Origin of the sequence: Marinobacter sp. F3R08 (assembly GCF_018860425.1) — a bacterium.
Classification (GTDB): domain Bacteria; phylum Pseudomonadota; class Gammaproteobacteria; order Pseudomonadales; family Oleiphilaceae; genus Marinobacter.
The window spans coordinates 569,465-594,611 of record NZ_JAHKPI010000014.1 but is presented as its reverse complement, the minus strand read 5'-3'; the positions used below and the strand labels follow the sequence as shown (position 1 = coordinate 594,611).

At 57.8% G+C, this 25,147-nt stretch carries 23 protein-coding genes; 13 read left to right on the top strand and 10 right to left on the bottom strand.

The features are described from left to right. The first annotated feature begins 67 nt into the window (after positions 1-67). From KO499_RS05765 to KO499_RS05740, 6 genes are all read left to right on the top strand, one after another. Complete coding sequence (locus KO499_RS05765) at positions 68-1,168, top strand: efflux RND transporter periplasmic adaptor subunit (RefSeq protein ID WP_215982743.1); 1,101 nt, start codon at positions 68-70, stop codon at positions 1,166-1,168. Next, positions 1,168-4,257 (top strand): efflux RND transporter permease subunit, encoded by a 3,090-nt coding sequence (locus KO499_RS05760; protein ID WP_215982742.1) that lies wholly within the window; start codon positions 1,168-1,170, stop codon positions 4,255-4,257. The genes KO499_RS05765 and KO499_RS05760 overlap by 1 nt, the downstream gene beginning before the upstream one ends. 117 nt (positions 4,258-4,374) lie before the next feature. Then, a complete protein-coding gene (locus KO499_RS05755; protein ID WP_215982741.1) occupies positions 4,375-4,689 on the top strand; it encodes a DUF3301 domain-containing protein in 315 nt (104 codons plus the stop codon). A gap of 131 nt (positions 4,690-4,820) precedes the next feature. Further along, entirely contained in the window at positions 4,821-6,137 is a 1,317-nt protein-coding gene (locus KO499_RS05750; protein ID WP_228339764.1) for a substrate-binding domain-containing protein, read from the top strand. Between the two features lie 114 nt (positions 6,138-6,251). Further along, positions 6,252-7,547: a pyridoxal phosphate-dependent aminotransferase gene (locus KO499_RS05745; RefSeq protein WP_215982740.1), complete on the top strand. Its 1,296-nt coding sequence runs from the start codon at positions 6,252-6,254 to the stop codon at positions 7,545-7,547. A gap of 56 nt (positions 7,548-7,603) precedes the next feature. Next, positions 7,604-8,428 carry an inositol monophosphatase family protein gene (locus KO499_RS05740; protein WP_215982739.1) on the top strand — a complete coding sequence of 275 codons (825 nt, stop codon included), beginning with the start codon at positions 7,604-7,606 and terminating at the stop codon, positions 8,426-8,428. A 16-nt stretch (positions 8,429-8,444) separates the two neighbouring features. Here the strand turns inward: KO499_RS05740 and slmA are convergent, their stop codons facing one another. The 9 genes from slmA to KO499_RS05695 all read right to left on the bottom strand — a co-directional run bounded on the left by slmA (position 8,445) and on the right by KO499_RS05695 (position 16,996). Further along, entirely contained in the window at positions 8,445-9,032 is a 588-nt protein-coding gene (gene slmA, locus KO499_RS05735; RefSeq protein ID WP_215982738.1) for a nucleoid occlusion factor SlmA, read from the bottom strand. Positions 9,033-9,122: 90 nt separating this feature from the next. Then, on the bottom strand, positions 9,123-9,932 hold the full coding sequence (locus tag KO499_RS05730) for a thiazole synthase (RefSeq protein WP_215982737.1): 810 nt from the start codon (positions 9,930-9,932) through the stop codon (positions 9,123-9,125). A gap of 74 nt (positions 9,933-10,006) precedes the next feature. Then, a complete protein-coding gene (thiS, locus tag KO499_RS05725; protein ID WP_215982736.1) occupies positions 10,007-10,207 on the bottom strand; it encodes a sulfur carrier protein ThiS in 201 nt (66 codons plus the stop codon). A 25-nt stretch (positions 10,208-10,232) separates the two neighbouring features. After that, positions 10,233-10,559 carry a DUF423 domain-containing protein gene (locus KO499_RS05720; RefSeq protein ID WP_215983397.1) on the bottom strand — a complete coding sequence of 109 codons (327 nt, stop codon included), beginning with the start codon at positions 10,557-10,559 and terminating at the stop codon, positions 10,233-10,235. 76 nt (positions 10,560-10,635) lie between these two features. Next, positions 10,636-11,436: a symmetrical bis(5'-nucleosyl)-tetraphosphatase gene (locus tag KO499_RS05715; RefSeq protein WP_215982735.1), complete on the bottom strand. Its 801-nt coding sequence runs from the start codon at positions 11,434-11,436 to the stop codon at positions 10,636-10,638. After that, positions 11,429-12,259: a 16S rRNA (adenine(1518)-N(6)/adenine(1519)-N(6))-dimethyltransferase RsmA gene (rsmA, locus tag KO499_RS05710; RefSeq protein WP_215982734.1), complete on the bottom strand. Its 831-nt coding sequence runs from the start codon at positions 12,257-12,259 to the stop codon at positions 11,429-11,431. The genes KO499_RS05715 and rsmA overlap by 8 nt, the downstream gene beginning before the upstream one ends. Beyond that, complete coding sequence (pdxA, locus tag KO499_RS05705) at positions 12,256-13,266, bottom strand: 4-hydroxythreonine-4-phosphate dehydrogenase PdxA (protein ID WP_215982733.1); 1,011 nt, start codon at positions 13,264-13,266, stop codon at positions 12,256-12,258. Before pdxA ends, rsmA begins: the two co-directional genes overlap by 4 nt. Further along, entirely contained in the window at positions 13,266-14,606 is a 1,341-nt protein-coding gene (locus KO499_RS05700) for a peptidylprolyl isomerase (protein WP_215982732.1), read from the bottom strand. The genes pdxA and KO499_RS05700 overlap by 1 nt, the downstream gene beginning before the upstream one ends. Before the next feature lie 65 nt (positions 14,607-14,671). Next, positions 14,672-16,996, bottom strand: a complete 2,325-nt coding sequence (locus KO499_RS05695) for an LPS-assembly protein LptD (RefSeq protein WP_228339827.1) — start codon at positions 16,994-16,996, stop codon at positions 14,672-14,674. 243 nt (positions 16,997-17,239) lie between these two features. Here KO499_RS05695 and KO499_RS05690 point away from each other — a divergent pair, with 243 nt between their 5' ends. From KO499_RS05690 to KO499_RS05680, 3 genes are read left to right on the top strand one after another with little or no spacing between them, the layout of a single operon-like run. Continuing rightward, positions 17,240-18,298, top strand: a complete 1,059-nt coding sequence (locus tag KO499_RS05690) for an aminoglycoside phosphotransferase family protein (RefSeq protein ID WP_215982730.1) — start codon at positions 17,240-17,242, stop codon at positions 18,296-18,298. Beyond that, complete coding sequence (gene murU, locus KO499_RS05685; RefSeq protein ID WP_215982729.1) at positions 18,295-18,993, top strand: N-acetylmuramate alpha-1-phosphate uridylyltransferase MurU; 699 nt, start codon at positions 18,295-18,297, stop codon at positions 18,991-18,993. The genes KO499_RS05690 and murU overlap by 4 nt, the downstream gene beginning before the upstream one ends. Then, a complete protein-coding gene (locus KO499_RS05680; RefSeq protein ID WP_228339763.1) occupies positions 18,980-19,744 on the top strand; it encodes a DnaJ domain-containing protein in 765 nt (254 codons plus the stop codon). Before murU ends, KO499_RS05680 begins: the two co-directional genes overlap by 14 nt. Here KO499_RS05680 and KO499_RS05675 read toward each other — a convergent pair. Next, entirely contained in the window at positions 19,741-20,691 is a 951-nt protein-coding gene (locus KO499_RS05675) for a DUF3530 family protein (protein ID WP_215982728.1), read from the bottom strand. The two genes, KO499_RS05680 and KO499_RS05675, sit on opposite strands and share 4 nt — an antisense overlap. A 117-nt stretch (positions 20,692-20,808) precedes the next feature. Here KO499_RS05675 and rpe point away from each other — a divergent pair, with 117 nt between their 5' ends. From rpe to KO499_RS05655, 4 genes are all read left to right on the top strand, one after another. Then, complete coding sequence (gene rpe / locus KO499_RS05670; RefSeq protein WP_215982727.1) at positions 20,809-21,495, top strand: ribulose-phosphate 3-epimerase; 687 nt, start codon at positions 20,809-20,811, stop codon at positions 21,493-21,495. Continuing rightward, positions 21,492-22,181 carry a phosphoglycolate phosphatase gene (locus KO499_RS05665; protein WP_215982726.1) on the top strand — a complete coding sequence of 230 codons (690 nt, stop codon included), beginning with the start codon at positions 21,492-21,494 and terminating at the stop codon, positions 22,179-22,181. The genes rpe and KO499_RS05665 overlap by 4 nt, the downstream gene beginning before the upstream one ends. Positions 22,182-22,412: 231 nt before the next feature. Beyond that, on the top strand, positions 22,413-23,900 hold the full coding sequence (gene trpE / locus KO499_RS05660) for an anthranilate synthase component I (protein WP_215982725.1): 1,488 nt from the start codon (positions 22,413-22,415) through the stop codon (positions 23,898-23,900). A gap of 113 nt (positions 23,901-24,013) precedes the next feature. Further along, entirely contained in the window at positions 24,014-25,120 is a 1,107-nt protein-coding gene (locus tag KO499_RS05655) for an endonuclease/exonuclease/phosphatase family protein (protein WP_228339762.1), read from the top strand. The last annotated feature ends 27 nt before the right edge of the window (positions 25,121-25,147 follow it).

Below are 25,147 nucleotides of genomic sequence, written 5' to 3'. Positions count from 1 at the left end.
ATAGCGACCTAATTTTGTAGGATGCTACGCTTCCCCACATCTGACACAGATTTCCAGGATCCGACCTATGCGCACTGCTACACGCTTTCTGATTGTGATCATTTTTCTCGGCGTGGTGCTTGGAGGCATCTTCGGCTACAAGTTCTATCAATTTGGCCAGATGCAAGAACAAATGTCCCAGCCCCAACCCCCGGCCCAGATCTCTGCCATTGAGGCCCGGACAGAAGCATGGACACCGGCTATCAAGGCGGTCGGCAGCGTTGAGGCCATCAACGGGATCCAGGTGGCCAATGAAGTACCTGGTGTTATTGAGGCCATCAATTTCGAATCCGGTGACGTGGTCAAGCAGGGCGATGTACTGATCCGCATTGATGCCGCTATCGACGAGGCCGCCCTCCGTACCCAGCGTGCCGAGGCGCAGTTGGCTGAGCAGGAGTTCGAACGTCTCTCCGATCTCTTGCCCAAGCGCGCAGTATCTCAGTCTCAATACGACGAAGCCAAGGCAAATTTCGACGCCGCGCGGGCAAGGGTTAACGAGGCCGAGGCCCAGTTAAGCAAGAAAATCATTCGTGCACCCTTTGACGGCACTCTGGGCATCCGGATGGTTGACCAGGGCGAATATATCGCCACTGGAACGCCCATTGTCGAGATCAATATGCTTGATCCGATCTACGTGGACTACACCCTGTCCGAGAAAAACCTGCCGAACGTAAAACCCGGATACCCGGTGGTTGCCGCGGTTGCTGCGGTACCGGAACAGGATTTCGAGGGATCGGTCAGTGCGATCAACACGTCAGTGAATCCGGAAACCCGGACGGTCAGAATCCGTGCGACGCTCGCGAATCCTGACAAACTGTTGCGCCCGGGCATGTTCGCTACCGTGTTGACTCGGCAGCCCGAGGAAAACGAGGTAGTGACCGTTCCGCGTACTGCAATCTCCTACAACACTTACGGAGATTTCGTATTCGTAGTCGAGGAAAACGAAGACGGCGATCTTGTCGTCAGCCGCCGGACGGTGACCACCGGTGAAACCCGCGACACTCGCGTTGCTATTCTTTCAGGTCTTGAGGCAGGTGAAACCATCGTCGAGAAAGGGCTTCTGCGTTTGCGCGCGGGCCAGAAGGTGGCCATCCAGGAAGAAGACCAGAAGCAGGGGGCGTCTGAGTAATGCGCTTCACTGACATCTTTATCCACCGTCCCGTACTGGCGACGGTGGTCAGCCTGCTGATCCTGCTTCTGGGTGCACGGGCGGCCATGGAAATGGAGATCCGGCAGTATCCGGAACTCGAAAGTACCACCGTGACCGTCACCACCGCTTATCCCGGTGCCAGCTCAGACCTGATCAAGGGTTTCATTACCACGCCACTGCAACAGGCAATTGCCGAAGCCAGCGGCATCGACTATCTGACCTCAACCAGTTCCCAGGGCGTCTCAACCATCGAAGCAAAGATGGTACTGAATTACGACGCTAACGCCGCACTTGCGGAAATCCAGGCCAAGGTAGCAAGCCAGCGCAACGTGTTGCCAGCCGATGCCCAGGACCCGGTAATCACCTCCACCACGGGCGATTCAACGGCTCTGATGTACATCGCCTTCTACAGTAACAAACTGGCTGTACCTCAGATTACTGACTATCTGACCCGGGTTGTCCAGCCCCGGCTGCAAGCGCTGTCCGGTGTTGGTAAGGCGAATTTGCTGGGGCGGAAATTTGCCCTGAGGGTCTGGCTGGACCCGGAGCGCCTGGCGGCAGTCGATATGACCCCCGAGGAAGTGGTCGCAAAGCTCCAGGCCAACAACTATCAGGCAGCCGTCGGCAATACCAAGGGCACCTACACTGAAATCAGCATGACCAGTGATACCGATGTAGCGGATCCGGATGAGTTCCGGAACCTGGTTGTCAAACAAAGCAATGGCACCCAGATTCGCCTGCAGGACATCGCCCGTGTTGAGCTGGGCTCCGAAACCTATGATCAACTCGCCCTGTACAAGGGGCAACCAGCAACCTACGTTGCCATAGAACTGGCTCCTGGAGCGAACCCACTGACCGTGGCGGGGCTGGTAAAAGGCGAACTCCCGGACATTAAAAGCCAGCTGCCATCAGGCCTGAATGTTCGCCTGGCCTACGACTCGTCTGACTTCATTGAGGATTCCATCAACGAGGTTATCCAGACACTTCTGGAAGCCATGATCATCGTCCTGGTGGTGGTCTTCCTTTGCCTTGGCTCAGTCCGCGCCTCCATTGTTCCATCCATTGCCGTGCCATTGTCACTGATCGGTGGGGCGTTCATCATGCTGATGTTCGGTTTCTCACTGAACCTGCTGACACTGCTGTCCATGGTACTGGCCATCGGTCTCGTGGTGGACGATGCCATTATCATGGTTGAGAACGTGCACCGGCACATCGAACAGGGCGAATCACGCTTCAATGCCGCCATAAACGGCGCCCGTGAAATGGCAGTACCAATCATTGCCATGACAACCACCCTGGTCGCGGTGTACGCACCCATCGGCTTCATGGGTGGTCTGGTCGGCTCACTCTTTACCGAGTTTGCCTTCACGCTGGCCGGTACTGTGGTTATTTCCGGCATTGTGGCTTTGACGCTCTCGCCAATGCTGTCTGGCATGGTTCTGAAACCCCATGGCAACCCCGGAAAGTTTGAAAACCTGGTCGAACGCACGTTCAACGGGATTTCATCAGGCTATAAATCGGCTCTGTCCTCCCTGATGCAAACCAAATCGGTGGTTATCTTCTTTGCGCTGGTTGTACTCGGCTCCATTTACTTCATGGTCATGATGAGCCAGAGCGAGCTGGCTCCGACCGAAGACCAGGGCATCCTGTTCTACCAGGGGCTCGGGCCGCAAACCTCCACCCTCGACTATCTGACCGAGCATGGTGATGAAGTGCAGGAGCGTTTGTCGACGGTGCAAGGCTACAACGAGGATTTCATGATCATCGGCATCACCAGCCCGAATGCGGTTTTCGGTGGTTTCAAGATGGCGCCCTGGAGTGAACGGGAAATCTCCCAGTTCGAAGCTCAGCCTCAGTTGAATGCGGAACTCAAGAAGGTCACCGGCTTGCAAACCGCAGTGTTCCCGCGTCCGTCCCTTCCCGGCTCCGGTGGCGGCCTGCCGTTCCAGTTCGTGATTACCACTGGTAACAGCTATGAGCAGCTGGATCAGGTCGCTGACGAACTGCTGGGCAAAGCGATGGGCAGCGGTAATTTCATGTTCCTGCAAAAATCCATCAACTTTGATCGCCCGATCACTCGCATCAAGGTCGACCGTGACCGCGTTGCAGATCTGGGCCTGTCCATGCAGGACGTTGGTCAGAGCCTGTCGAGCATGCTCGGCGGCGGTTACATCAACCGGTTCAGCATGGAAGGACGCTCTTACCAGGTCATTCCGCAGGTTGACCAGAAGTTCCGGCTGGATGCCCAGGCTCTGAATGAGTACTACATCCGTGCGGACAACGACGAACTGGTGCCACTGGGCAGCGTGGTCAGCTTCAGCCATGATGTTGAACCGTCAAACCGTACCCAGTTCAACCAGCAGAACTCGCTGACGCTTCAGGGGGTCATCATGCCAGGTGTTGCCGCTGGCACCGCCATGGACTTCATGGAGCAGACTGCCGGAGAGGTGTTCCCTCAGGGTTTCAGTTACGACTACACCGGTCAGAGTCGACAGCTGGCCACCCAGGGTAGCGCCCTGGTAGTCACCTTCTTCCTCTCGCTGCTGGTGATCTATCTGGTACTGGCCGCCCAGTTCGAAAGCTGGCGGGACCCGTTTATCATCCTGGTATCAGTGCCTATGTCAGTCGCAGGTGCCATGGCATTTATCGTGCTTGGCTTTGCGTCCATGAACATCTACACCCAGGTGGGACTGATCACATTGATTGGCGTGGTGTCCAAGAACGGCATTCTCATTGTTGAGTTCGCCAATCAGCTTCAGAAGGAGCGTGGCCTGAACAAGGTAGACGCGGTTATTGAGGCGGCTGCAATTCGTTTGCGCCCCATCATCATGACGTCCCTGGCACTGATCTTCGCCATGGTGCCGTTGCTGATTGCCGTTGGTCCGGGGGCCGAAAGCCGCTTTGCGATCGGCCTGACCATCAGCGCTGGCCTGGGCATTGGTACCCTTTTCACCATCTTTGTATTGCCGGCGTTCTACATCCTGCTGGGCCGTGATCACAACGGCTCTGCAGACGACAAGAACAGCGGTGGCACAGAGCCCGGAGTGAACACGGCAACCGCCCACTGACCCGGAACACAGAATGCCCGGTCACGGAAACGTGTACCGGGCTTTTTAGTGCCCGCGTCATTTGAATAGGTTAGTCTTGGTCCTCACTCATGAATAACCTGCGAGACTCTCAACAACGTGACTCTTGGAACCCTGTTCTGGCTGTTCGTCGCTGGATTCGCTGTCTGGTACTGGTGGCGAGCCAAAGCCATCAAGGATTTCGTACTTCAGGCGGCGCATCGCTACTGCAAGAGCATGGATGTCATGCTTCTGGATGACGTGGTATTCCTTCGCGGGCTCTGGTTCAAACGTGACGATCATGGCCGGATCCGAGTATGGCGCAGGTTCCTGTTCGATTTCACGTCTACCGGCGAAGAACGCTACACCGGCCGTATCATTATGCTGGGTCAGCGCATCCAGCACATGGAACTGGAACCCCACCGCTTCTCCTGAGCTCTAGCGCAAGAAAGCTCACTGCTCGACGTGTCCGGGCCCGGCCCAACGCCTCACCTGAAACATAGCTGTCACATTTCTTGAGCATCCTTGAACGCCTCAACTCTCTGTCGCATCGAGGTTTTTTCAAGATGGCTCGCAGTTTCCCCAAGACCAGTACTGTTTCTTCAACGCTTGCCGCGGCTGTTCTGGCCTTTCAGGCTCAAGCCTACGATCTGGAAATTCACGGTTCGAACACTGTCGGTGCCACACTTGCTCCCATGCTGGTCACAGGTTTTCTGCAAGCGGACGGTAAAGAACCGGTCGTTTCCGGAAGCACCGGCGTGGAGAACGAAACCGTGCTCCGGGCCACCGTGAACCAGACGGCCACCGAAATTCTGGTGGCTGCCCATGGATCGAGCACCGGGTTCAAGGCTCTGGCGTCCGGGCAGGCGAATATCTGGGCTTCTTCCCGTCCGGTAAAACCACAGGAAGCAGAACACTTTCTGGATACGGCCGATCTTACGGCGCCAGAAAGCGAGCATGTCATTGCCATTGACGGGCTGGCTATTCTGGTGCATCCCTCCAACCCGATCAGCCAGATGAGCATCAATACCCTGGGTCAGATCTTTTCTGGGCAGATCCGCAACTGGTCGGAGCTGGATGGACCTGACAGGCCAATCCACCTCTACGCCAGAGATGACCGCTCCGGAACCTGGGACACATTCAAATCACTCGTACTGGGGAAACAGTTCACACTGGACGGCAACGCCAAACGGTACGAATCTAACGACCAGTTGTCGGATGACGTTAGTCGAGATCCTTCAGGCATTGGCTTCTCCGGATTGGCCTCGGTCCGGGACAGCAAGCTGCTGGCGATTTCCGAAGGCAATGCACCTGCCCTGCACCCCAATCAACTGACCGTCGCCAGCGAGGATTACCCGCTGTCACGGCGTCTGTTCATGTACACCCCGGGAAGCGAGATCCCATCTCTTTCCGCCGGCCTGATCAGGTTCGCTCTTGGCCAGAAAGGACAGGCTCTGGTCGCCGAGTCCGGTTTCATTTCCCAGAATCCGATTGCGGTGAAACCGAAGTTCGACGACTCAACGCCCAAGACCTTTCGTCGCCTGACTGGCCACTACCATCGCCTCACGGTCAATTTCCGCTTCTCTGAAGGTCGGTCGAAGCTGGATAACAAAGCGCGTCGTGACCTGCAGAGGGTTCAGCAATTTCTCATGCAGAACGGTCGGTCTGCCGACGACCTGCTCCTGATCGGGTTTGCCGACCGCCAGAGTCACGAACTCCGCGCGCAGATGATCTCAGAGTTAAGAGCCCTGTCCGTCCGTATGGCTCTGCAGGAAGTGGGCGTACCGGACGTCGCCTATACAGGTTATGGCCAGTACATGCCGGTCGGAGGAAGCGGTAGCCCTCGCAATGGTCGCGTCGAAGTCTGGATCAAGTCGCGCTAGATCCAGATCCAGGTCTGCCACCAGACTGCGGCAATCACCTATCTGACAGAGCGTCACAGATATGTTTGGATTTTCTATACTTGGGTGGTCACTTCCAACCAACAGACAGGGACAATGGACATCCAAACCGACCACCGATACGCGATTAACCTGAACGTCCGGGGCATTCAGCCCTCAGCCACCCTTCGCATCAACGAGCTGAGCAACCAGCTCAAATCCGAAGGCAAGGACATCATCAAACTTGGATTGGGGCAGTCGCCCTTCCCGGTACCCGATCGCGTGGTGGAGGCGCTCAAAGAGCACGCCCACGAAAAGGATTACCTGCCCGTAAAAGGCCTGAAGAGCCTCCGCGAAGCCATTGCCGGCTACATCAATCGCAGCGAGCGCATGCGCTGTTCCTGGGAAGACGTTCTGATCGGCCCTGGCTCCAAGGAACTTCTGTTCATGCTGCAACTGGCCTACTACGGGGATCTTCTGATCCCGCGCCCGAGCTGGGTTTCCTATGCCCCTCAGGCACGGATTATCGGTCGCTCGGTACACTGGTTGCCCACACACGCCGAGAATAACTGGCAGCTTACCGCCGAGGAGCTGGACATCATCTGCCGTGATGATCCGTCGCGGCCACGGATCCTGATTCTTAACTATCCGTCCAACCCCACCGGCTGCAGCTACACCGACGACCAACTGCTGGCCATTGCCAACGTGGCCCGCAAATACAAGCTGATTCTTCTTTCCGACGAGATCTACGGTGAGGTTCATTTCGAAGGCAGGCACAAATCCATCGCCCGCTACTATCCGGAAGGAACCATTATCAGTACCGGTCTGAGCAAGTGGGCCGGCGCTGGCGGCTGGCGCCTGGGTACATTTATTTTCCCCCGTGAACTCCGCCCGCTGCAGGACGCAATGGCAATCATCGCCAGCGAAACCTATACCGCTACCAGCGCCCCCATCCAGCACGCAGCCATTTCGGCCTTCAACGGTGGTGACGACATTGATGAATACCTCAAGCAGTCGCGCCGGGTGCTGAAAGTTGTCGGTGAGTACATGCATCGACGCCTGAGCGACATGGGTGCTGTGGTGCAGAAGCCGGAAGGTGCGTTCTACCTGTTCCCGGACTTTTCCGCGTTCCGGGAGCAACTGGCCAGAGAGGACATCAAGACCAGTCAGGCCTTCTGCCAGGCCCTGCTGGAAAACACCGGAGTGGCCATTTTGCCCGCCAGCGATTTCGGCTTCGTACCGGATCATCTGGCGGCCCGACTGGCATTTGTCGACTTCGACGGTGCCGAATCCCTTCGACTGGCCGGCGGTGACTATGCCGCGCAGGCGCTGGGTGACGACTTCGTCAATCAGGCCTGTCCTCGCCTGGTGCAGGCCATGGACAAGATGGAGCAGTGGTTGAACAGCCTCTGATTCCAGCGTGTTAGACTGGCGTCCTCACTCTCTTAGGGGATATCAATGGGGGCGCCATGTCTGATTCTGTTTCTCTGACCGAAATGACCGATTTTGCCGAAAACCTCGCTCGCCAGGCAGGCGAGCTGATTCGCCGTGAACGGGACGGCAACGCCCTGCGGACCAACTACAAGCATCAAACAGAACTGGTAACCCATGCCGATGTCATGGCCGACGAGTTTATTACCGATGCCATCCGCAAGCGCTTCCCTGGCCACCGAATCCTTTCCGAAGAAACCATGCCCGACCTGAGTCAGGCCGAGGAACTGGACACCCCTCTCTGGATCGTGGACCCCATCGACGGGACGGTGAATTACGCCTACGGCCATCCCCAGGTAGCCGTGTCCATTGCCTATGCAGAAAAAGGTCGGGTACAGGCCGGGGTGGTACACGCGCCCTTTGCCGCCGAAACCTTCAGGGCAACCCGGTCGGAAGGAGCTACCCTGAACGGTCAGCCTATTCGACACAGCGGAGCCACGGTGCCCCGGGACGCCCTGTTCGCCACCGGCTTTCCCTACACCAAAGACCATCTGGAGCCGCTGATCAAACGTCTGGACGCCATGATTCACCAGTGCCGGGACCTGCGCCGCATTGGCTCAGCGGCCCTGGATATCTGTTGGGTCGCCTGCGGCCGTCTGGATATCTACTACGAGAACGTAAGCCCCTGGGACTTCGCCGCCGCCCGCCTGATCGCCCTCGAGGCGGGCGCAACAGCGGGACATTTCAGCGAGGTACCGGAAGGTTACCCTGCCGATCTGTGGGGCCGCGATATTCTGATTTCGGCACCCGCTATCTGGGAGCCAGTTCGCTCTATTCTGCGGACGGCCTCAGGGTACAAGTGAATCGTTCGGCGTTGGTCTAGCCCCAGACACCTTCGGCAACCAACGCCCAACTTTCGTCGAAATCCGTTGAAGGCAATCGCGAGAAAGACGAACGGATAAACCGCTGAATCCGGCCTTCGACATACACCAGAACGAAATCTGCGCCCCTGGCGGAACTCGTTCTTGGCCTCAGGCCCTGGCGAATTTCACCTTCCTTGAGGGTCTGACGAATCTGGGTTTCCAGGCGCTCGAAAAACTGGGAGGCACGTTTTCGCAACGCGTCGTTTTCACCCATCAGGGCATCACCGGTAAGCACACAGCACAGTCCCGGGTTGCGTTCGGCGAACACAAGCACCAGATGCACCAGTTGTTGCAGGCGAACCCGGACGTCATCCTGCTCTTGCAGGATGACCTGACAGCGGGAGAAAACGGCGTCTTCCGCGAACTCGATGAGGGCCTCGAACATCTTCCGCTTGCTGGGAAAATGGCGGTAGAGAGCCGCTTCGGTAACGCCGACGGACTTGGCAAGGCCGGCCGTGGTGATGCGGGCTCCCGGATCATTCTCCAGGAGTTCCACGAGAGCATGGAGAATCGCCTCTCGGCGACTGGGTTTCTGGTCAGTCATGACAGGACAGCAGCGCTCTGATTTATCGTTGTCGGGGCCGATCGTTGATTGCCGGCCCTCGTTTATCATTCGTCAGGATTGTGCCCGAGATCAGAAAAAGGTGCCATCAACGGGCGACGACGCGCTGGCGTAGAGCTTCTTGGGCATCCGCCCCGCCAGATAGGCTTCCCGGCCAGCTTCAATGGCAAGACGCATGGCATTGGCCATCTTGATCGGGTCCTGGGCCTGGGCGATGGCGGTATTCATCAGCACGCCGTCGCAGCCCAGCTCCATGGCGATGGTCGCATCTGACGCTGTGCCTACGCCGGCATCCACAAGCACCGGCACCCTGGCATTCTCCACAATCAACCGGATGTTGTAACGGTTCTGGATACCCAGTCCGGAGCCGATCGGCGCACCAAGTGGCATGATGGCAACGCAACCCATGTCCTCAAGCCGTTTGGCCAGAAGGGGATCGTCAGAGCAGTAGACCATCACCTTGAAGCCGTCCTTGATCAGTTCTTCGGCCGCTACCAGGGTTTCGGTCATGTTCGGATAAAGAGTCTTCTCTTCACCGAGCACTTCCAGTTTTACCAGATCGTGACCATCAAGGAGCTCCCGGGCGAGCTTGCAGGTGCGCACCGCGTCTTTCGCGGTGTAGCAACCGGCGGTGTTCGGAAGAATGGTGTATCGTTCCGGCGAAATCACATCCAGCAGATTCGGCTCATCGGGGTTCTGACCCAGATTGGTGCGACGAACCGCGAGGGTGACAATCTCCGCCCCGCTCGTTTCGATGGCATGACCGGCTTCCATCATGTCACGATACTTGCCGGTACCGACCAGCAAACGGGATTGGTACACACGGCCGGCAATTTCGAGTGGACGGTCTTCTGGGAGCTGGAGTTGGGATGTCTCTGTCATAGTGTTCCTGAGTCATGTGAATTCTGGAGGATGGAAACCGCCGTAGTCGGCCGGCTGGTGACGGGCCAGATTGCTCAGCCGCCACCAATAGCTTGCACAACTTCCACGCAGTCGCCATCGCTCAAGGTAAATTCCGGATGTTGGCTGCGCGGCACAATGTCTTCATTAACCTCAACAGCCAACCGCTTGCCCGCAAGAGCCATCGTTTCAATCAGCGTGGCAATGGTTGCGCCGCTCGGCAACTCCATTGCATCACCGTTTACCTGAACCTGCATCGTGAGTGTTGAACCTCTGTATTGATCACTTATTCCGGCGCAAGCCGGAAGCTATTAACAGCGCCCAGCCCACCATGAAACACACCCCGCCAAGCGGAGTGATCGGGCCGATCCAGCGAATGTCTGTCAGCACCAGGAGATAAAGACTGCCACTGAACAGCACAATACCGGACAGAAAAAACACAGCAGACCAGCCCAGCAGCCGCCGTGCCAGACCCTGTCCGACCAACAATGCGACCAGAACCAGCGCTATGGAATGATACATCTGATAAGTGACGGCAGTCTGGAAAACTTCAAGGCCCCGCTCACTGACCATAGCTCGCAGGCCATGTGCGCCAAACGCACCGGCCATCACGGCCAGCAACGCCAGAGTGGCGCCCGCAACAAGAGCAACGCCGAAGATGCGAGACGATACTGTCTGTACGGATTCAGCAGCCACAGTGGACCTTTTCTCCCGAATCCAGATTCATCATGGTTAAAGCACCGCCCCAGACACAGCCGGTATCGAGACCCATAAACCGGTCACTGCCGGTCTTGCCTTCCAGAGCCGCCCAGTGGCCGAACACAACGCGAACATCGTCGTTGCGCGCAAAATGAAACCACGGCTCAAAACCATCCGGGGCGCTATCAATGGCTTCCTTGGTCGAGAGCTCCAGGGTGCCGTCAGGCGCAATAAAGCGCATGCGGGTGAAATAATTGGTGATGATTCGCCAGCGATCCATCCCCTCGAGGTTGTCGTTCCAACAGTCGGGGTGATTGCCATACATGTGGGTAAAATATTCCCTGGCCGAATTGCCCCGGATGACAGCTTCCACCTCCCGCGCGCAGGCCACGGCATGGCTGACAGACCAGATGTGCGGCAGGCCGGCATGAGCCATCACTAGATTACGGGCCGGATCGTGGACACAGAGGTGCTGTTGCCTGAGCCAGGCTATCAACCGGTCATGATCCGGTGCTTCCAGAATATCATTCAGGGTATCTTTGCGACGTGCACGGTGCCCGCCGAGGGCCACCGCCAGCAGATGTAGATCATGATTGCCAAGCACCACCACGGCTGAGTTCCCAAGGCTCTCGATATACCGCAGTGTTGCCAGTGAGGACGGCCCCCGATTGATCAGGTCGCCGGCCACCCACAATCGGTCTCTGGAAGGTGAAAAATCCACCTTCGCCAACACCTCCCTCAACTGCTCATAGCAACCCTGAATATCGCCAATGGCGTAGTCAGTCATCACTTACCCCGTTTGCCGGGCCGGAGCTACTCTTCTCGCCCACCAACCGATCGGCAATGGCAACGTAATCGGCCATACCGAGGTTTTCAGGACGCAGGCCATCGTTAATCCCAAGGCTCTGGAGTTGCGCGACCGAAACCAGCCCCCCAAGAGCCTTGCGCAAGGTCTTCCTGCGCGCGTTGAAGGCAGTCCGAACAACCGCCTGCAGGGTTCCCAGATCCTTCGCCTGGTGCGGCAGGGACGTGTGAGGTACCAGTCGAACAATGGCAGAATCGACCTTGGGCGCCGGACGAAAGGCACCGGAGCCCACTTCAAACAGCGGCTGTACCTTGCAGAAATACTGAGTCATGATGCCCAGACGGCCGTAATTGTTGTCTCCCGGCACGGCCGCCATCCGCTGCACTACCTCTTTCTGCAACATGAAGTGCATGTCCTGAACAACTCCGGACTGCGCCAACAGATGGAAAATCAGAGGCGTGGAAATGTTATAGGGCAGGTTACCGATGATTCGCAGGGGCCGATCCACCATCAGTTCCCTGAAATCAAACTTGAGCGCGTCTGCCTCGTGAATCCGGAACTCGGGGTAGTTAAAAAACTTGGTACGCAGTACCGGAATCAGATCCCGATCCAGCTCTACAACCTGGAGCCTCGGATTCACCGCCAGTATTTCTTCGGTCAATGCGCCCAGACCAGGACCAATTTCCACGATCTCATCATCGGGCTTCGGGTTAATCGCGCGAATAATCTGCTCGATAACTCCAGGATCATGCAGGAAATTCTGACCAAACCGCTTTCTGGCCTGATGGCCGGCTTTGTTACTCACGAACGGGTCTCTTCCTTAGCAGATTTACGACATTGCGCCATTTGGGCACCAACCTTCAGAGCCGTGTGCAGACTGCCAGCATCGGCCCGGCCGGTTCCGGCCAGGTCCAGTGCTGTGCCATGGTCCACGGAGGTACGGACAATCGGCAAGCCCAGTGTAATGTTCACCGCTCGCCCAAAGCCCTGAAACTTCAGTACCGGCAATCCCTGATCGTGATACATGGCCAGAACGGCATCGGCCTCGTCAAGCCAGTGCGGCGTAAACAGAGTATCCGCCGGCAAGGGACCTGTCAGCGACATTCCTTCAGCCCGGAGAGACTCCAGAGTAGGCTCTATAATATCGATTTCCTCACGACCAAGGTGACCGCCTTCACCGGCGTGGGGATTCAGGCCCGCGACCAGTATCCGCGGCCGGGCAATACCAAAAAACGTCTTCAGATCGGCATCGAGAATTTTGGTCACCTGGCTCAGGCGCGCCGGGGTAATGGCGGCAGCAACGTCCTTGAGCGGTAAGTGAGTGGTCACCAGTGCCACCCGCAACTCTTCGGTAGCGAGCATCATGACTACCCGCTCGACCCCGCAAAGCGCCTGCAGGTATTCAGTATGGCCACTGAACGGTATGCCGGCGTCGTTGATGACCCCTTTGTGGACCGGTGCCGTCACCATGCCATCAAAGTCTCCGTTCAGGCAGCCGTTAGCGGCAACCTCCAGTGTTCTCAGGACATAGGCGCTGCTGCCGGTCTCCAGCTTGCCCGGCTGATGACTGACACAGCCCTCCACATGCAACACCGACAATTCGCCGGCGCCCAGGGCCGGTTCCGCTCCTGGTTGCCATGGGTGCAGCTTAACTGCCAGGTTCAGTTGTTCTGCCCGGGCTTCAAGCAAGGACCGGCTTGCAACCACCACGACGCCCGACGTCCTGGGTTTCAGCGCAAGCTGCAGGCATAACTCCGGGCCAATGCCAGCCGGCTCACCGGCCGTCAATGCCAGCACCAGGGGATTATTCATCAGGAAACCGGTGTTTCTTCTGTTGACGCATCGTCTGCGTATTCACCTTTGAACTCAACGAAGGCCTCATCGCGAATTTCGCGGAGCCAGTTCTGCAATTCGGTATCAAATTTACGGCGGTAGATAGCCTGGCGAGCTTCGGCTTCACGCACTTCGCCACTGATGTCTTTCTGGCGGCGCTCCTGAACCTGCAAGATGTGCCAGCCAAACTGTGAGCGGAAAGGCCCGCGGAACTCACCGATATCGGCATCCAGCATCGCCTGCTCAAACGCGGGCACCATCTGGCCCGGGCTCACCCAGCCCAGGTTACCGCCATCGGAACCAGACACAGGGTCGTCGGAGTATTCTCGGGCCAGGGCACTGAAACTGCCCCCGTCTTCCAGTTGCTCGTAAAGATCCCGAATTCTGGCTTCAGCCTGGCTGTCTGTGGTTGCCTCGGAAGGCCGCACCAGAATATGACGAACACGATGCTGCTGAATCAATTGCTGCTGTTCCCCGCCGCGCTTGTCCATGACCACGACCAGGTGGAAGCCACTGTTGTTTTCCAGCACTTCGGACGGCTCGCCCACCGGCAGATCCGGAACAACCGGCGCCACCAGCGAAGGTAACTGACCTTCTGCACGCCAGCCCATATCCCCACCTTCCAGCGCGTTACTGGCGTCGGACTCTGCAACAGCCACCTCTCGGAAATCACGGCCTCCGACAATCTCGTTGCGCAGACGCTCGGCTTTTTCCCTGGCCGCCTGCACCTCCTGCTCATTCGACGGATTGTCTACGCTGATAAAAATATAGGCCAGCCGGTATTCGGCGTTGTTGCCACCCCGAGCTTCCAGACTTTCCAGGTAGTTCTCAACCTCTCGATCAGTCACCCGAACGCGATTACCCACCTGGCGCTGCTGAACGCGGCTGGTCAGCATTTCCTTGCGGATCTGCTCTCGAGCCTGGTTATAAGTCACGCCTTCGGCAACCAGTTGGTTTTCAAACTGTGCCAGGCTCATTCCATTGCGCTCGGCAATGTTCGCCATGGTCTCATTCAGCTCATTATCGCTGATGCGCATGCCCGCTCGGTCTGCCATCTGCATCTGAATGGATTCGGTGATCAGCTGGTCCAGCACCCGTTCTTCCATAACCTGCCGTGGCGGCAGTCCTGTCCCCTGAGCGCTGAGTCGGCGGGTAATGGTACTGATTCTTGCCTCCAGCTCGGTCTGCAGAATGACATCCTCATCGACGATGGCCACCACCTGATCGAGCAACTTGCGTTCAGCCTGCACAGAAAGCGGGGCCAGGACGGCAAGAAAAACCAGTAACGCTTGTACACCACGGCGAAGAGTCGCCTTCATAATCACCTCTGCAAATAGAATTTGAGCCTGAGTGCCTTTTCGCGGAGCGTTTGTCCCTGATTCAATCAGGGAGTTCCATACCGGCGGCGCTCCCTTTCATCAAAACCGTAAATGGCATCGGAAATACTGGACGAGGCGCCGCCGCTGCCACCCAGACCCTTCAGCTGAATCTGGAACAATAGGCGTCCTTCAAGTTCCTCGTCGTCTGTCAGATAGTTCTGATGCACCACCTGAACGCTCCAGCAACAAGTATTATATTCCAGCCCAGCAAGAGATCCGACTGTCCTGTCAAGGCCAGAGTCATGAACCCAGCGGCCGATCAGACTAACACGGTCTGTCATCGGGAAAACTGCCGCAATGTCCGACTGATTCAGATCATCGTCGGCGCTGTAGGTGTGCCCCACACTCGCCAGATAACGGTAGTCACTGGAATGGTAGGTCAGCTGGCTCCGCCCCCATTCAGTATCGCCGGTCTCCGGATCCCAGAGACCGGAAGAGCGTATTTCCAGAGTATCCAGTGGATTAAAAACGACTTCACCGGCCAGCGGTGAACGGCTATTGGTGATAGCACCATCACCGGACAAGGTCACTTCCTGATCGTCAAAGTAATGAATCTGGCCAATACTGAAACGCGCGCGCTCGGCACCGGTGACGAGATCATTGAACCGACTGGTCAGGGCTACGGTCAACTGGTTCGCGTCTCCAACCCGGTCCCCCCCGCTGAACAGATCCGGCTGAAACAGTCGATCGAACGTCAAGGTCTGGACATCGGTATCGAAATCCGGAATCTCGTCCTGATCGGCATCGGCATCCGCCCAGGCATAATAGAGTCGGGGTTCGAGAGTCTGATTGTAAGGAATGTCGAACAAACGACTCTGACGGTCGAAATACAGGCCACTATCCCACTCAAACACCGGCACGGCGCGATCAAACGCACTGTCACCGGATTCATAGTCGTCAAGATCATAGCGGGTGTAATCAAGGCTCACTGACGGCCGACTGAAGCCCCACAACGTCCGCAACGGCAGTGCGAGTTCCGGCTGGGCACGGAACCGCTGGCCGTTGGCGCGGTCCAGATCGGTCAGATTTTCGTTGTCCCGGTAAAACAAGGTGTATTCGCTTTCCAGCTTCGCTTCCAGGAGCCCCGCGTCAACTTGTCCGGCATAAACAATCTGGGGTAACTGGGCGTAGGGTTTATCTTCGTCGTCGATACCATCGCTAATGGTCTGGTAGTCATTAAGATAGGCATCGAAGTACTGCTGGTTGCTTCGATAGGTTACGCCACCTTTCCTCTGGAGATGAGTCGCCTGGCTGATTTCAAGACTGCGGTTCAGATCGCTGAGGTAATCGTTGTCACTAACGACCGAATAATCACCATAACCTACCCAGCCACTGCCAAGCGCTGCCCTCGTGGTGGCATCAAGCGCCCAGCGCTCTCCGGATTCGCCGGAATTCTCATCCTGGAATTCCAGATCGTTGCCGATATAGCCCAGCTGCAGGGTTGTTTCTCCAAGGGGACTGAGATAACGACCTTCAACTTCATTGAACAGACCGCGCCCATGAATATACTGAGGCGTCAATGTGGCATCGTAGTGTGGCGCCAGATTCAAATAGTAAGGCAGGGCGAGAAAACCGCCACTGCCGGCGTTGGAGGAGCCAAACTGGGGATACAGGAAGCCGGACTTGCGACGGTCATCAATGGGGAAGCTGGCCCAGGGCCAGTAAAACACTGGCACGTCGAGAACTTCCAGCCGAACGTGTTTGGCAGTACCAAATCCTTCCGCCCGATCCAGCCGGATATCTGAGGCAACAACGGCCCAATCATTCTGCCTGGGTCCGCACGTGGTCAGAAAACCATCCCCAATGACCACCACCTCCTCGCTGATCCGTGACAGACTGCCCGCACGACCGCGCATTTCCGGACCATGAAGCAGGAACGACGCAGTATTGATGTCCAGGCGACCAGTCGTGACATCATAGTTCGCATCCTGACCTGTCAGCAGGAAGCCATCACCGCGACTGACCAACGGCCCCTGGACTGACACCGTCCCCTGCTGCTGACTGTAGCGGGCTTCCGAACCGGTTACCTGGAAGCCGCCCTGGCGAATCCGGACATCCCCCTGAAGAAACAGCTCGTGATCAATGTCATAACGCGCGCTCAGACCACTGGCCTCCAACGGTTGCTCAGTCTCTGTGCCAGCTGGAAACGCACTGCCAATCCCGTCGCGACCACCGGAAGGCAAATAACCGCCATTACAGAACAAAGGTAGCGACGACTGCACGTCATCCGGCAATTCCTGCCTTGGTCGCCAGTCGATTTCTGCCGCTGACGGTAATGACTGGGCATAGCTCACGGTGCTGCCCACTCCAACCAACCCGGCCAGCAACAAATGGCCGTACCGGCTCCGCCACCGGCTTGCCGGCGATTGCAGTGGACGTTCGGGAGATGGCACAGTGAGCGGATCCTGTTCCGGGTGAATTGGAGGATGGGCAAATGCGAACGCCGCCTAGTTTACACGTGCCCTCCGGGGTTGTTAACGGAAACTCCGCTGCAAAACCGATTTACCCTCTTTATACTCCTCTGCTAACTTTCGCTGTCAGTGACAACTTTTTTCAGGATCGCACCCCAAGCTATGGATACCCGCCTGCAGTTGCTGACCAACTGGGTCAGACAGTTCCCCGGTTTCGAGCACTGCGAAGCCGAACCGGTTTCCGGCGACGCCAGCTTTCGCCGCTATTTTCGGGTCTGGCAGAGCGACAACCAGAAGGACACCCCTGGCGAGAGAACCCCGTTTATCGTCATGGATGCGCCCCCGGAACATGAAAACTGCACCTCCTTTGTCGCTATCGCCCAGCACTGGCATCGCCAGGGCATTGCCGTGCCGGACGTTGTCCAGATCGATCTTGACCAGGGGTTCCTGCTGCTGGAGGATTTTGGCGACCAGCTGATGCTTGCCCGGCTAAACGACGAGTCCGCAGACCAGCTCTACCAAAACGCCCTGGAGGAGCTGATACTGATTGCCCGTCAGCCCTCTCCCGAGGATTATCCGCTACCAGCCTACAATGCCACCTTACTGGAACGGGAAATGGCCCTGTTTCCGGACTGGCTACTGGAGCAGTATCTGGGCATGAGCCTGGAGAACAGTGAGAGGGCCCTGCTGGAAACGACATTTTCCATGTTGCGCGAAAGTGCCCTGGCACAGCCGGAAGTGACGGTTCATCGGGACTACCATTCCCGCAATCTGCTGGTTCGTCCCAGCCATACCCGCCCCGGCGTCATTGATTTTCAGGACGCAGTGACCGGCCCAATAACCTACGACGTCGTGTCCCTGCTCAAAGATTGCTATGTTCAGTGGCCAGAAGAGCGCATCTGCGACTGGCTCAATCTGTTCTACGATAAAAGCCGGGACGCGGGCCTACACCGGGCCGACCGGGAAACGTTCCGACAGTGGTTTGAGCTGATGGGGATGCAACGCCACCTCAAGGCCGCCGGAATATTCGCCCGGCTCTCCATCCGGGATGGCAAGCACGGCTATCTCAACGACATTCCCCGAACCGTGCAATACCTGATCGTTGCCAGCGGCCGGCAGCCTGCCCTTCGACACTTCCACGAATGGCTCAGCAACGCAGTCATGCCCCGGATTAAAGAGCGTATTGGCGTGCCACCCGATCAGGAGTTACCGCAGCAGTGAAAGCCATGATTCTGGCCGCCGGCAAAGGTGAACGCATGCGGCCCCTGACACTGACCACGCCGAAACCCCTGCTTCAGGCTGGCGGTAAAGCTCTGATCAGCTACCATCTGGAACACCTGCGCCGGACTGGAATCCATGAGGTGGTGATCAACCATGCCTGGCTGGGCGATCAGATCGAAGAAACTCTGGGAAGTGGTGAGCAATTCGGCATTTCGATTCACTACTCCCGGGAAGGATCCCCCCTGGAAACCGCTGGCGGCATCGTTCGGGCGCTGCCCCTGCTTGCCGATGACGTATCGGACTGGTTTCTGGCAATCAATGGCGACATCTGGAGTGACTTTGACTTGTCCGGATTAGTGCCACCAACTGATGCAGACGCGTTACTGGTTGTCACTGACAACCCGCCACACCATCCTCAGGGAGACTTTCACCTGAACGATCAGGGGTTGCTGAGCAATGATGGCCCGCACAAGCTGACCTTTACCGGTATCAGTCTGTTGCACCGACACCTGTTCAAGGGCCTGACCGACCAGGCCGGCAAGCTGGGGCCGATACTGCGCGACGCCATGAACCACGGTCGCGTGAAGGGTCTGTACCATTCAGGACAGTGGGTGGACGTCGGCACCCCCGAGCGACTGCAGGCGCTGGACCAGAAACTTGCTCACGGGACATCCGGAAGCCATGGCAAGAACTGACAAACAAACGGCACTGCCGGCCCGGATGGACGCAGAACTCTCCAGCCTGATTCGGGAGCTCTCAGCCTGTGCTCATCAGGCCCCCGCCCTGATCGAACGCGCCCATCTGCCCCGTTGGTCCAGACGCCCCCTGTTCTTTTTCCTGGGTTACATTGCCAAAGCCGAAGGACGGGTGACTGAATCGGACATTCGCTATGCGGAGTCCCTGATCAAGGCGTTGAGACTGTCGAAACGTCATCGCCGGAATGCCATCAACTGGTTTCAGCAGGGGAAATCGGCCAGCCAACTGCCTTTCTTCTGCGGACTGACCATGCGCCTGTCCCAGCGCCTGTGGCCGGCCCCGGCCCTGAAAACGGCTATCTGCCTGTGCCATGCCAGTCAACTTAACGGGCCACCGGACAAGCCCAGGCGCTACCGTTGCGAAGACGCCATTGACCAGATTGGCCTGCCCGTGGGCGTTAGCGAAGACATTTTGGACAGCTATGCCAGCAAAGTCTGGCCCAGGCATAACGAGTCCCTCGCCAGACCCACCAGCTATCAACAGGCCTGCGAGTTACTGGGGGTGACCCGACAGGATTCGCTGGAGGTCATTAAACGGGCCTACCGAAAAAAGGTATCCGAGTGCCATCCGGACAAACTGTCTCAACGCCAGGTCAGTGCCCGCGACCAGAGCCTGGCCAAAGATCGCCTGCTGGCGTATCAACAGGCCTGGGAACTGATCAAACGCCACAACACCGCTCGTCATTCCTAGCGCCGGCGCGACTCCAGCCAGGCGGCAATGCGGCTGGCCACCACATCACCCGCAACCCCGGTCGCAGAACTGAACCAGGGCACGGGTTGGCGCTCAAACCCACTTATCCCGGCCCGACGCAACCGCATGCCCATACTCCAGCTGTCTTGACCTGTATCGGAGCCGGAAGGATAAAGTTCAAGCAGTGGCGTGCTTAACGACTCCAGACGCTCCGGAAGATCGGTTCGGTCCGTGGGGTAAAACCACGGAGCCACCCAGATAAGGGCGGAGGCATCCGCCCCTTCAAGCAGCCGGTTGGTCACGTGAATACTGGCTCGCCCCACGCCCACAACAGCAGGTGCCTCATAGCCCCGCTCAACCAGCAAGGCCTGCCCGGCCTGCAGGGTCTGCCCGATTCTGTTCCTGAAGCGGGCCTCGAGGTCATCGGTGTCTCCCGGAGACATAACGTCGATCATCACCGAGTCCGATGTTGACTGTTGTTCCGCATCCGTTGCAGCGGCTGAGCGCATCACTGCAGGTCGCATCAGCACCTGGTGAAGCATTGGTGCCGGCGACTCCAGGCCCAGCGTGAGTACCGCCCATCCCCTGGACGCCAGTCCTGCCGCCAGCGGCCCGGTCACCCCGGAGGCGGCCGTTTCGCCTTCGTCGGCCAGAACCAACACCGCCCCCCGGGCCTGCGGTCCGGCTTGCGGGTAAAACAGCCCCAATACCCGGTCGCCCTCATCAAGCGTTAACCACGCCGCCGCCTCGGGAAAAGTCTGGTTCAGGGAGCCTTCACCGGTGCCCGTCCAGACAAGGGACCGGCTGGGAGGCTCGGCCGCCGGGTCACCGGTGTTGCCAGCGGGCTCCCCCGGTTCCTGAGCGAAACCGGGGGAGGTCAGGATAAACATCAACACAAGGGCGAAAGCCGAATACAGGGCTGCCCGGTAAATCTCGAGTCTCGGCACAGAGATTGATCCTTTGACTGCGAAAAAGCGCAACTTAACTGTTAGACTAGCAGCCACTTTGAATTTGCGGCAGGGACCGCCGACCGCGCCATTATCCATTGTTGTGAGAGAGCCGTCATGAACCCTTACCTGATCGCCCCATCCATACTGTCTGCAGACTTTGCCCGCCTGGGTGAAGAAGTCGACAACGTCCTGGCCGCCGGCGCCGATGTTGTGCACTTCGATGTAATGGACAATCACTATGTGCCCAATCTCACCATAGGCCCCATGGTCTGCGAGGCGCTGCGCAAGCATGGAGTGACCGCACCGATCGATGTGCACCTGATGGTATCGCCGGTCGACGATCTGATTCGCATGTTTATCGAGGCAGGGGCCAGTTACATTACCTTCCATCCGGAAGCGTCCAACCACATTGACCGCTCGCTGCAGCTGATCCGCGATGGTGGCTGCAAGGCTGGCCTGGTGTTCAACCCGGCCACACCGCTGCATTACATGGACCATGTCATGGACAAGCTGGATATGGTTCTGCTGATGTCGGTCAACCCCGGATTCGGAGGACAGAAGTTCATTCCCGGCACCCTCGACAAGCTCCGTGAAGCCCGCAAGCGCATTGATGCAAGCAATTATAATATCCGGCTGGAAATCGACGGGGGCGTGAAAACCGAAAATATCCGGGCAATAGCCGAAGCTGGCGCGGATACGTTCGTGGCGGGCTCGGCCATCTTCAACACTGACGACTACAAAACCACCATTGATGCCATGCGCGAAGAGCTGGCGCAAGCCCGGAAGGTGATCAGCCAATGAGCCTGGCAGGGCTATTCAATCCGCGCTGGCCGGGCGTCGCTCTTTTTGATCTGGACGGCACTCTGGTGGACAGCGCACCGGATCTGGCCGCGGCGGTCGATCAGATGCTTGAGCATCTGGGCCGCTCACCGGCGGGCATTGATCGGGTGCGGGACTGGGTGGGTAACGGAGCCAGTATCCTGGTACGCCGGGCCCTTGCCGGCCAGGTAGACTGGGAGCCCGCCCGACCGAAGGACGAAGCTCTGTTCAAGGATGCCCTGGCGATTTTCTATCATGCCTACGGCACGATCAACGGCCGGCACTCGGTGGTTTATGCCGGCGTCGAAGCCTGCCTGACACAACTGAAGAACCAGGGCTGCCGACTGGGTATTGTTACCAACAAGCCCGAGCAGTTCGTGGCGCCACTACTGGAACAGATGGGACTGGACCACTGGTTTGAACTGACTGTGGGTGGCGACACCCTGGCAGTAAAGAAACCCGACCCGGCTCCCCTGCTGCACGCCATGGAGTTACTTGGCGGAACTCGCGGAACCACGGTTATGGTGGGCGACTCGGCAACGGACATTAACGCGGCCCTGGCAGCAGGCATTCCCTGTGTTGCGGTGCGTTACGGCTACAATTACGGGCCACCAGTCGAAACCCTCGGCGCTGACGCGGTTGTTGATTCGCTCGCCGAGCTTTTGTAATCTCACAAGGAACTGACATTGAGCACTTCTTTACGGGAGATTCCTGCCTTGCAGGGACTGAATCTGACTGCAGCGCGAGGCATCCTGACAACCCGCGCAACACGATGGTGGCGATGGCGCACCGGCTGAGCAGGCCCGGGGCTGAAGGACGCCTGTCCGTAAAGCCCTTAGCACCAGACGAAAGCGAACGCTTTCGCCCAAAACGCAGATCAGATTTCAGGAAACCGTACCATGACACCCGAGCAATTCGCAGAGCTCGCCAACGCTGGCTTTAACCGTATCCCCGTTTATCGCGAGGTTCTCGCCGACCTCGACACGCCTCTGAGCACCTATCTGAAACTCGCCAGCGGGCCCTATTCCTACCTGTTCGAATCTGTCCAGGGCGGCGAGAAATGGGGCCGTTATTCCATTATCGGCCTGCCCAGTCACGAAGTGCTGAAGGTGTTTGACCACCGGGTAGAGATCAGCCGCGGTGGGGAAATTGTCGAAACCGAAGAAGTGGACGATCCTCTGGCATTTGTAGAGGCCTACCAGAAACGCTTCCATGCTCCCGACCTGAGCGAACTGCCCCGTTTTAACGGTGGCCTGGTCGGTTACTTCGGTTACGACACCGTGCGCTACATCGAGAAGCGTCTGCGCAAGAGCTGTCCACCCGATCGCATCGGCACGCCGGACATCCTGCTGATGGTATCCAATGAAATCGTGGTGTTCGATAACCTGCGCGGCAAGCTGCACCTCATTGTGCATGCGGACCCGAACCTTGAGGGCGCCTTCGACCGGGCCCAGGCCCGCATTGACGAACTGGAGAACCGCTTGCACCGGCAAACCGCCGACGCACCGCGTACCCCGGAACATCTGCGGGGCAAGACCGTAGACGAGAGTGACTTTATTTCCGGCTTCACCCAGGACAAGTTCGAGGCGGCCGTCGACAAGATCAAGGGCTACGTGCTGGACGGCGATGTCATGCAGACTGTGATTTCCCAGCGCATGTCGATCCCGTTCGAGGCGCCCCCGTTGAACCTCTACCGATCCCTGCGGGTGCTGAATCCGTCGCCCTACATGTATTTCCTGGATCTTGAAGATTTCCACATTGTTGGTTCTTCCCCGGAGATTCTGGCCAGGGTGGAAGACGAGGAAGTCACCGTTCGCCCCATTGCCGGCACCCGAAAACGCGGCGCCACCGATGCCGAAGACAAGGCTCTGGAGGCCGAGTTGCTGGCTGATCCGAAAGAAATTGCCGAGCATCTGATGCTCATCGATCTCGGTCGGAACGATGCCGGTCGGGTCTCGGAAACCGGCACGGTTCGGCTGACCGACAAGATGATCGTTGAGCGCTACTCTCACGTGATGCACATTGTTTCCAACGTGACCGGTCGCCTGAAAGACAACACCAGCTGCCTGGATGTGCTCCGGGCCACGTTGCCCGCGGGCACTCTCAGTGGTGCGCCCAAGATCCGCGCCATGGAAATTATCGACGAGCTGGAGCCGGTCAAACGAGGCGTTTACGGCGGCGCCGTGGGCTACCTGTCGTTTAACGGCAATATGGATACTGCCATTGCAATCCGAACCGCCGTCATCAAGGACAACACCCTGCATATCCAGGCCGGTGCCGGCGTAGTAGCCGATTCGGTGCCCCGTCTTGAGTGGAAAGAAACCATGAACAAGGGGCGCGCCATTTTCCGCGCAGTGGCAATGACTTACTACGATTTTGATCACTAACCCGGGCAGCAGATAAAGCGTGCTGAGGGTGATACCTGACGGGGTTCGGACAGGCAGCTGATCGTATGAGCCGTTGCGCTTTTTCCTCGCACAGCTAACGAGAGTCCTGAGAAATGATGCTGGCCACGGAAGATGTGATGGTGTGGGTACTGGGAGCGTTGACGATCACTCTGGTGATAGCGACGCTCCTGCCGTTGTTACCTCATCCGCATTGGGCCGTTCGGGGATTTGATTTTCCTCGTCTGCAAATTGCCTGCCTCGCGCTTGTCCTGCTGCTCCTGCAGCTTGCTCTGCTGGAGATGGAGAGTGTCGCCACCTGGCTCATGGTTCTGGCGACCACGGCATCCCTGGCCGGGCAACTCTGGTGGATTGCCCCGTATACCGCCTTATGGCGCCGGCAAGTTAAAACCGCTCAAAAGCGTGACCCCGATTACGCTCTCACCATTCTGACCTCGAACGTCCTGACCCCCAATCGCAATGCTCAGGCCCTTATCCGACTTGTGCAGGAGCATACGCCGGATGTACTCGTTACCCTGGAATCGGATAAATGGTGGGAGGAACAGCTTGCGGTGCTTGAACCTGACATGCCATTCACCATCAAATGCCCATTGGACAACCTCTATGGCATGCATGTTTACTCACGCTTGCCGCTGCATGAAACAACGTGCCGGTTTCTGATCGAGGACGCCGTGCCGTCCATGCATGCATTGGTTGAGTTACCATCAGGTGATCAGGTACGAATACATTTCCTGCACCCGGCGCCGCCCAGCCCGACAGAGAACCCGGAATCCAAGGAGCGAGACGCGGAACTCGTGATAGTCGGCCGGAGCGTCGCCGGCAGCGAGGAGCCTACTGTCGTAACAGGAGACCTGAATGATGTAGCCTGGTCGCCAACCACTCGTCTGTTCCGGAAAGTCAGCGGGTTACTGGACCCACGCATAGGTCGCGGCCTGTACGCGACCTTTCACGCAGACTACTGGTTTTTGCGCTGGCCGCTGGACCACCTTTTCCACAGCAAGCATTTCACCCTCGATCTGATGGCACGACTGCCATCCATCGGTTCCGACCACTTTCCTTTGATCACGCGCATTATGCTGGCTCCAGACCGGGGCCGTGACCAGCAACCCCTGGCTGCCGAAGAAGGTGATCAGGAACAGGCAAAAAACCTGGCACGGGAACAGGGCGCCAGCAAAGATGATGTGCCCGAACCGGGCGAATAGGCAAAGGAACACAAAAAACTTTGCCCA

Excerpts from the sequence above, each read along its gene's own strand:
- KO499_RS05765 (WP_215982743.1), top strand. The coding sequence starts at position 68 with ATGCGCACTGCTACACGCTTTCTGATTGTGATCATTTTTCTCGGCGTG.
- KO499_RS05760 (WP_215982742.1), top strand. The coding sequence starts at position 1,168 with ATGCGCTTCACTGACATCTTTATCCACCGTCCCGTACTGGCGACGGTG.
- KO499_RS05750 (WP_228339764.1), top strand. The coding sequence starts at position 4,821 with ATGGCTCGCAGTTTCCCCAAGACCAGTACTGTTTCTTCAACGCTTGCC.
- KO499_RS05745 (WP_215982740.1), top strand. The coding sequence starts at position 6,252 with ATGGACATCCAAACCGACCACCGATACGCGATTAACCTGAACGTCCGG.
- KO499_RS05740 (WP_215982739.1), top strand. The coding sequence starts at position 7,604 with ATGTCTGATTCTGTTTCTCTGACCGAAATGACCGATTTTGCCGAAAAC.
- slmA (WP_215982738.1), bottom strand. The coding sequence starts at position 9,032 with ATGACTGACCAGAAACCCAGTCGCCGAGAGGCGATTCTCCATGCTCTC.
- KO499_RS05730 (WP_215982737.1), bottom strand. The coding sequence starts at position 9,932 with ATGACAGAGACATCCCAACTCCAGCTCCCAGAAGACCGTCCACTCGAA.
- thiS (WP_215982736.1), bottom strand. The coding sequence starts at position 10,207 with ATGCAGGTTCAGGTAAACGGTGATGCAATGGAGTTGCCGAGCGGCGCA.
- KO499_RS05720 (WP_215983397.1), bottom strand. The coding sequence starts at position 10,559 with ATGGCCGGTGCGTTTGGCGCACATGGCCTGCGAGCTATGGTCAGTGAG.
- KO499_RS05715 (WP_215982735.1), bottom strand. The coding sequence starts at position 11,436 with ATGACTGACTACGCCATTGGCGATATTCAGGGTTGCTATGAGCAGTTG.
- pdxA (WP_215982733.1), bottom strand. The coding sequence starts at position 13,266 with ATGAATAATCCCCTGGTGCTGGCATTGACGGCCGGTGAGCCGGCTGGC.
- KO499_RS05700 (WP_215982732.1), bottom strand. The coding sequence starts at position 14,606 with ATGAAGGCGACTCTTCGCCGTGGTGTACAAGCGTTACTGGTTTTTCTT.
- KO499_RS05690 (WP_215982730.1), top strand. The coding sequence starts at position 17,240 with ATGGATACCCGCCTGCAGTTGCTGACCAACTGGGTCAGACAGTTCCCC.
- KO499_RS05680 (WP_228339763.1), top strand. The coding sequence starts at position 18,980 with ATGGCAAGAACTGACAAACAAACGGCACTGCCGGCCCGGATGGACGCA.
- rpe (WP_215982727.1), top strand. The coding sequence starts at position 20,809 with ATGAACCCTTACCTGATCGCCCCATCCATACTGTCTGCAGACTTTGCC.
- KO499_RS05665 (WP_215982726.1), top strand. The coding sequence starts at position 21,492 with ATGAGCCTGGCAGGGCTATTCAATCCGCGCTGGCCGGGCGTCGCTCTT.
- trpE (WP_215982725.1), top strand. The coding sequence starts at position 22,413 with ATGACACCCGAGCAATTCGCAGAGCTCGCCAACGCTGGCTTTAACCGT.
- KO499_RS05655 (WP_228339762.1), top strand. The coding sequence starts at position 24,014 with ATGATGCTGGCCACGGAAGATGTGATGGTGTGGGTACTGGGAGCGTTG.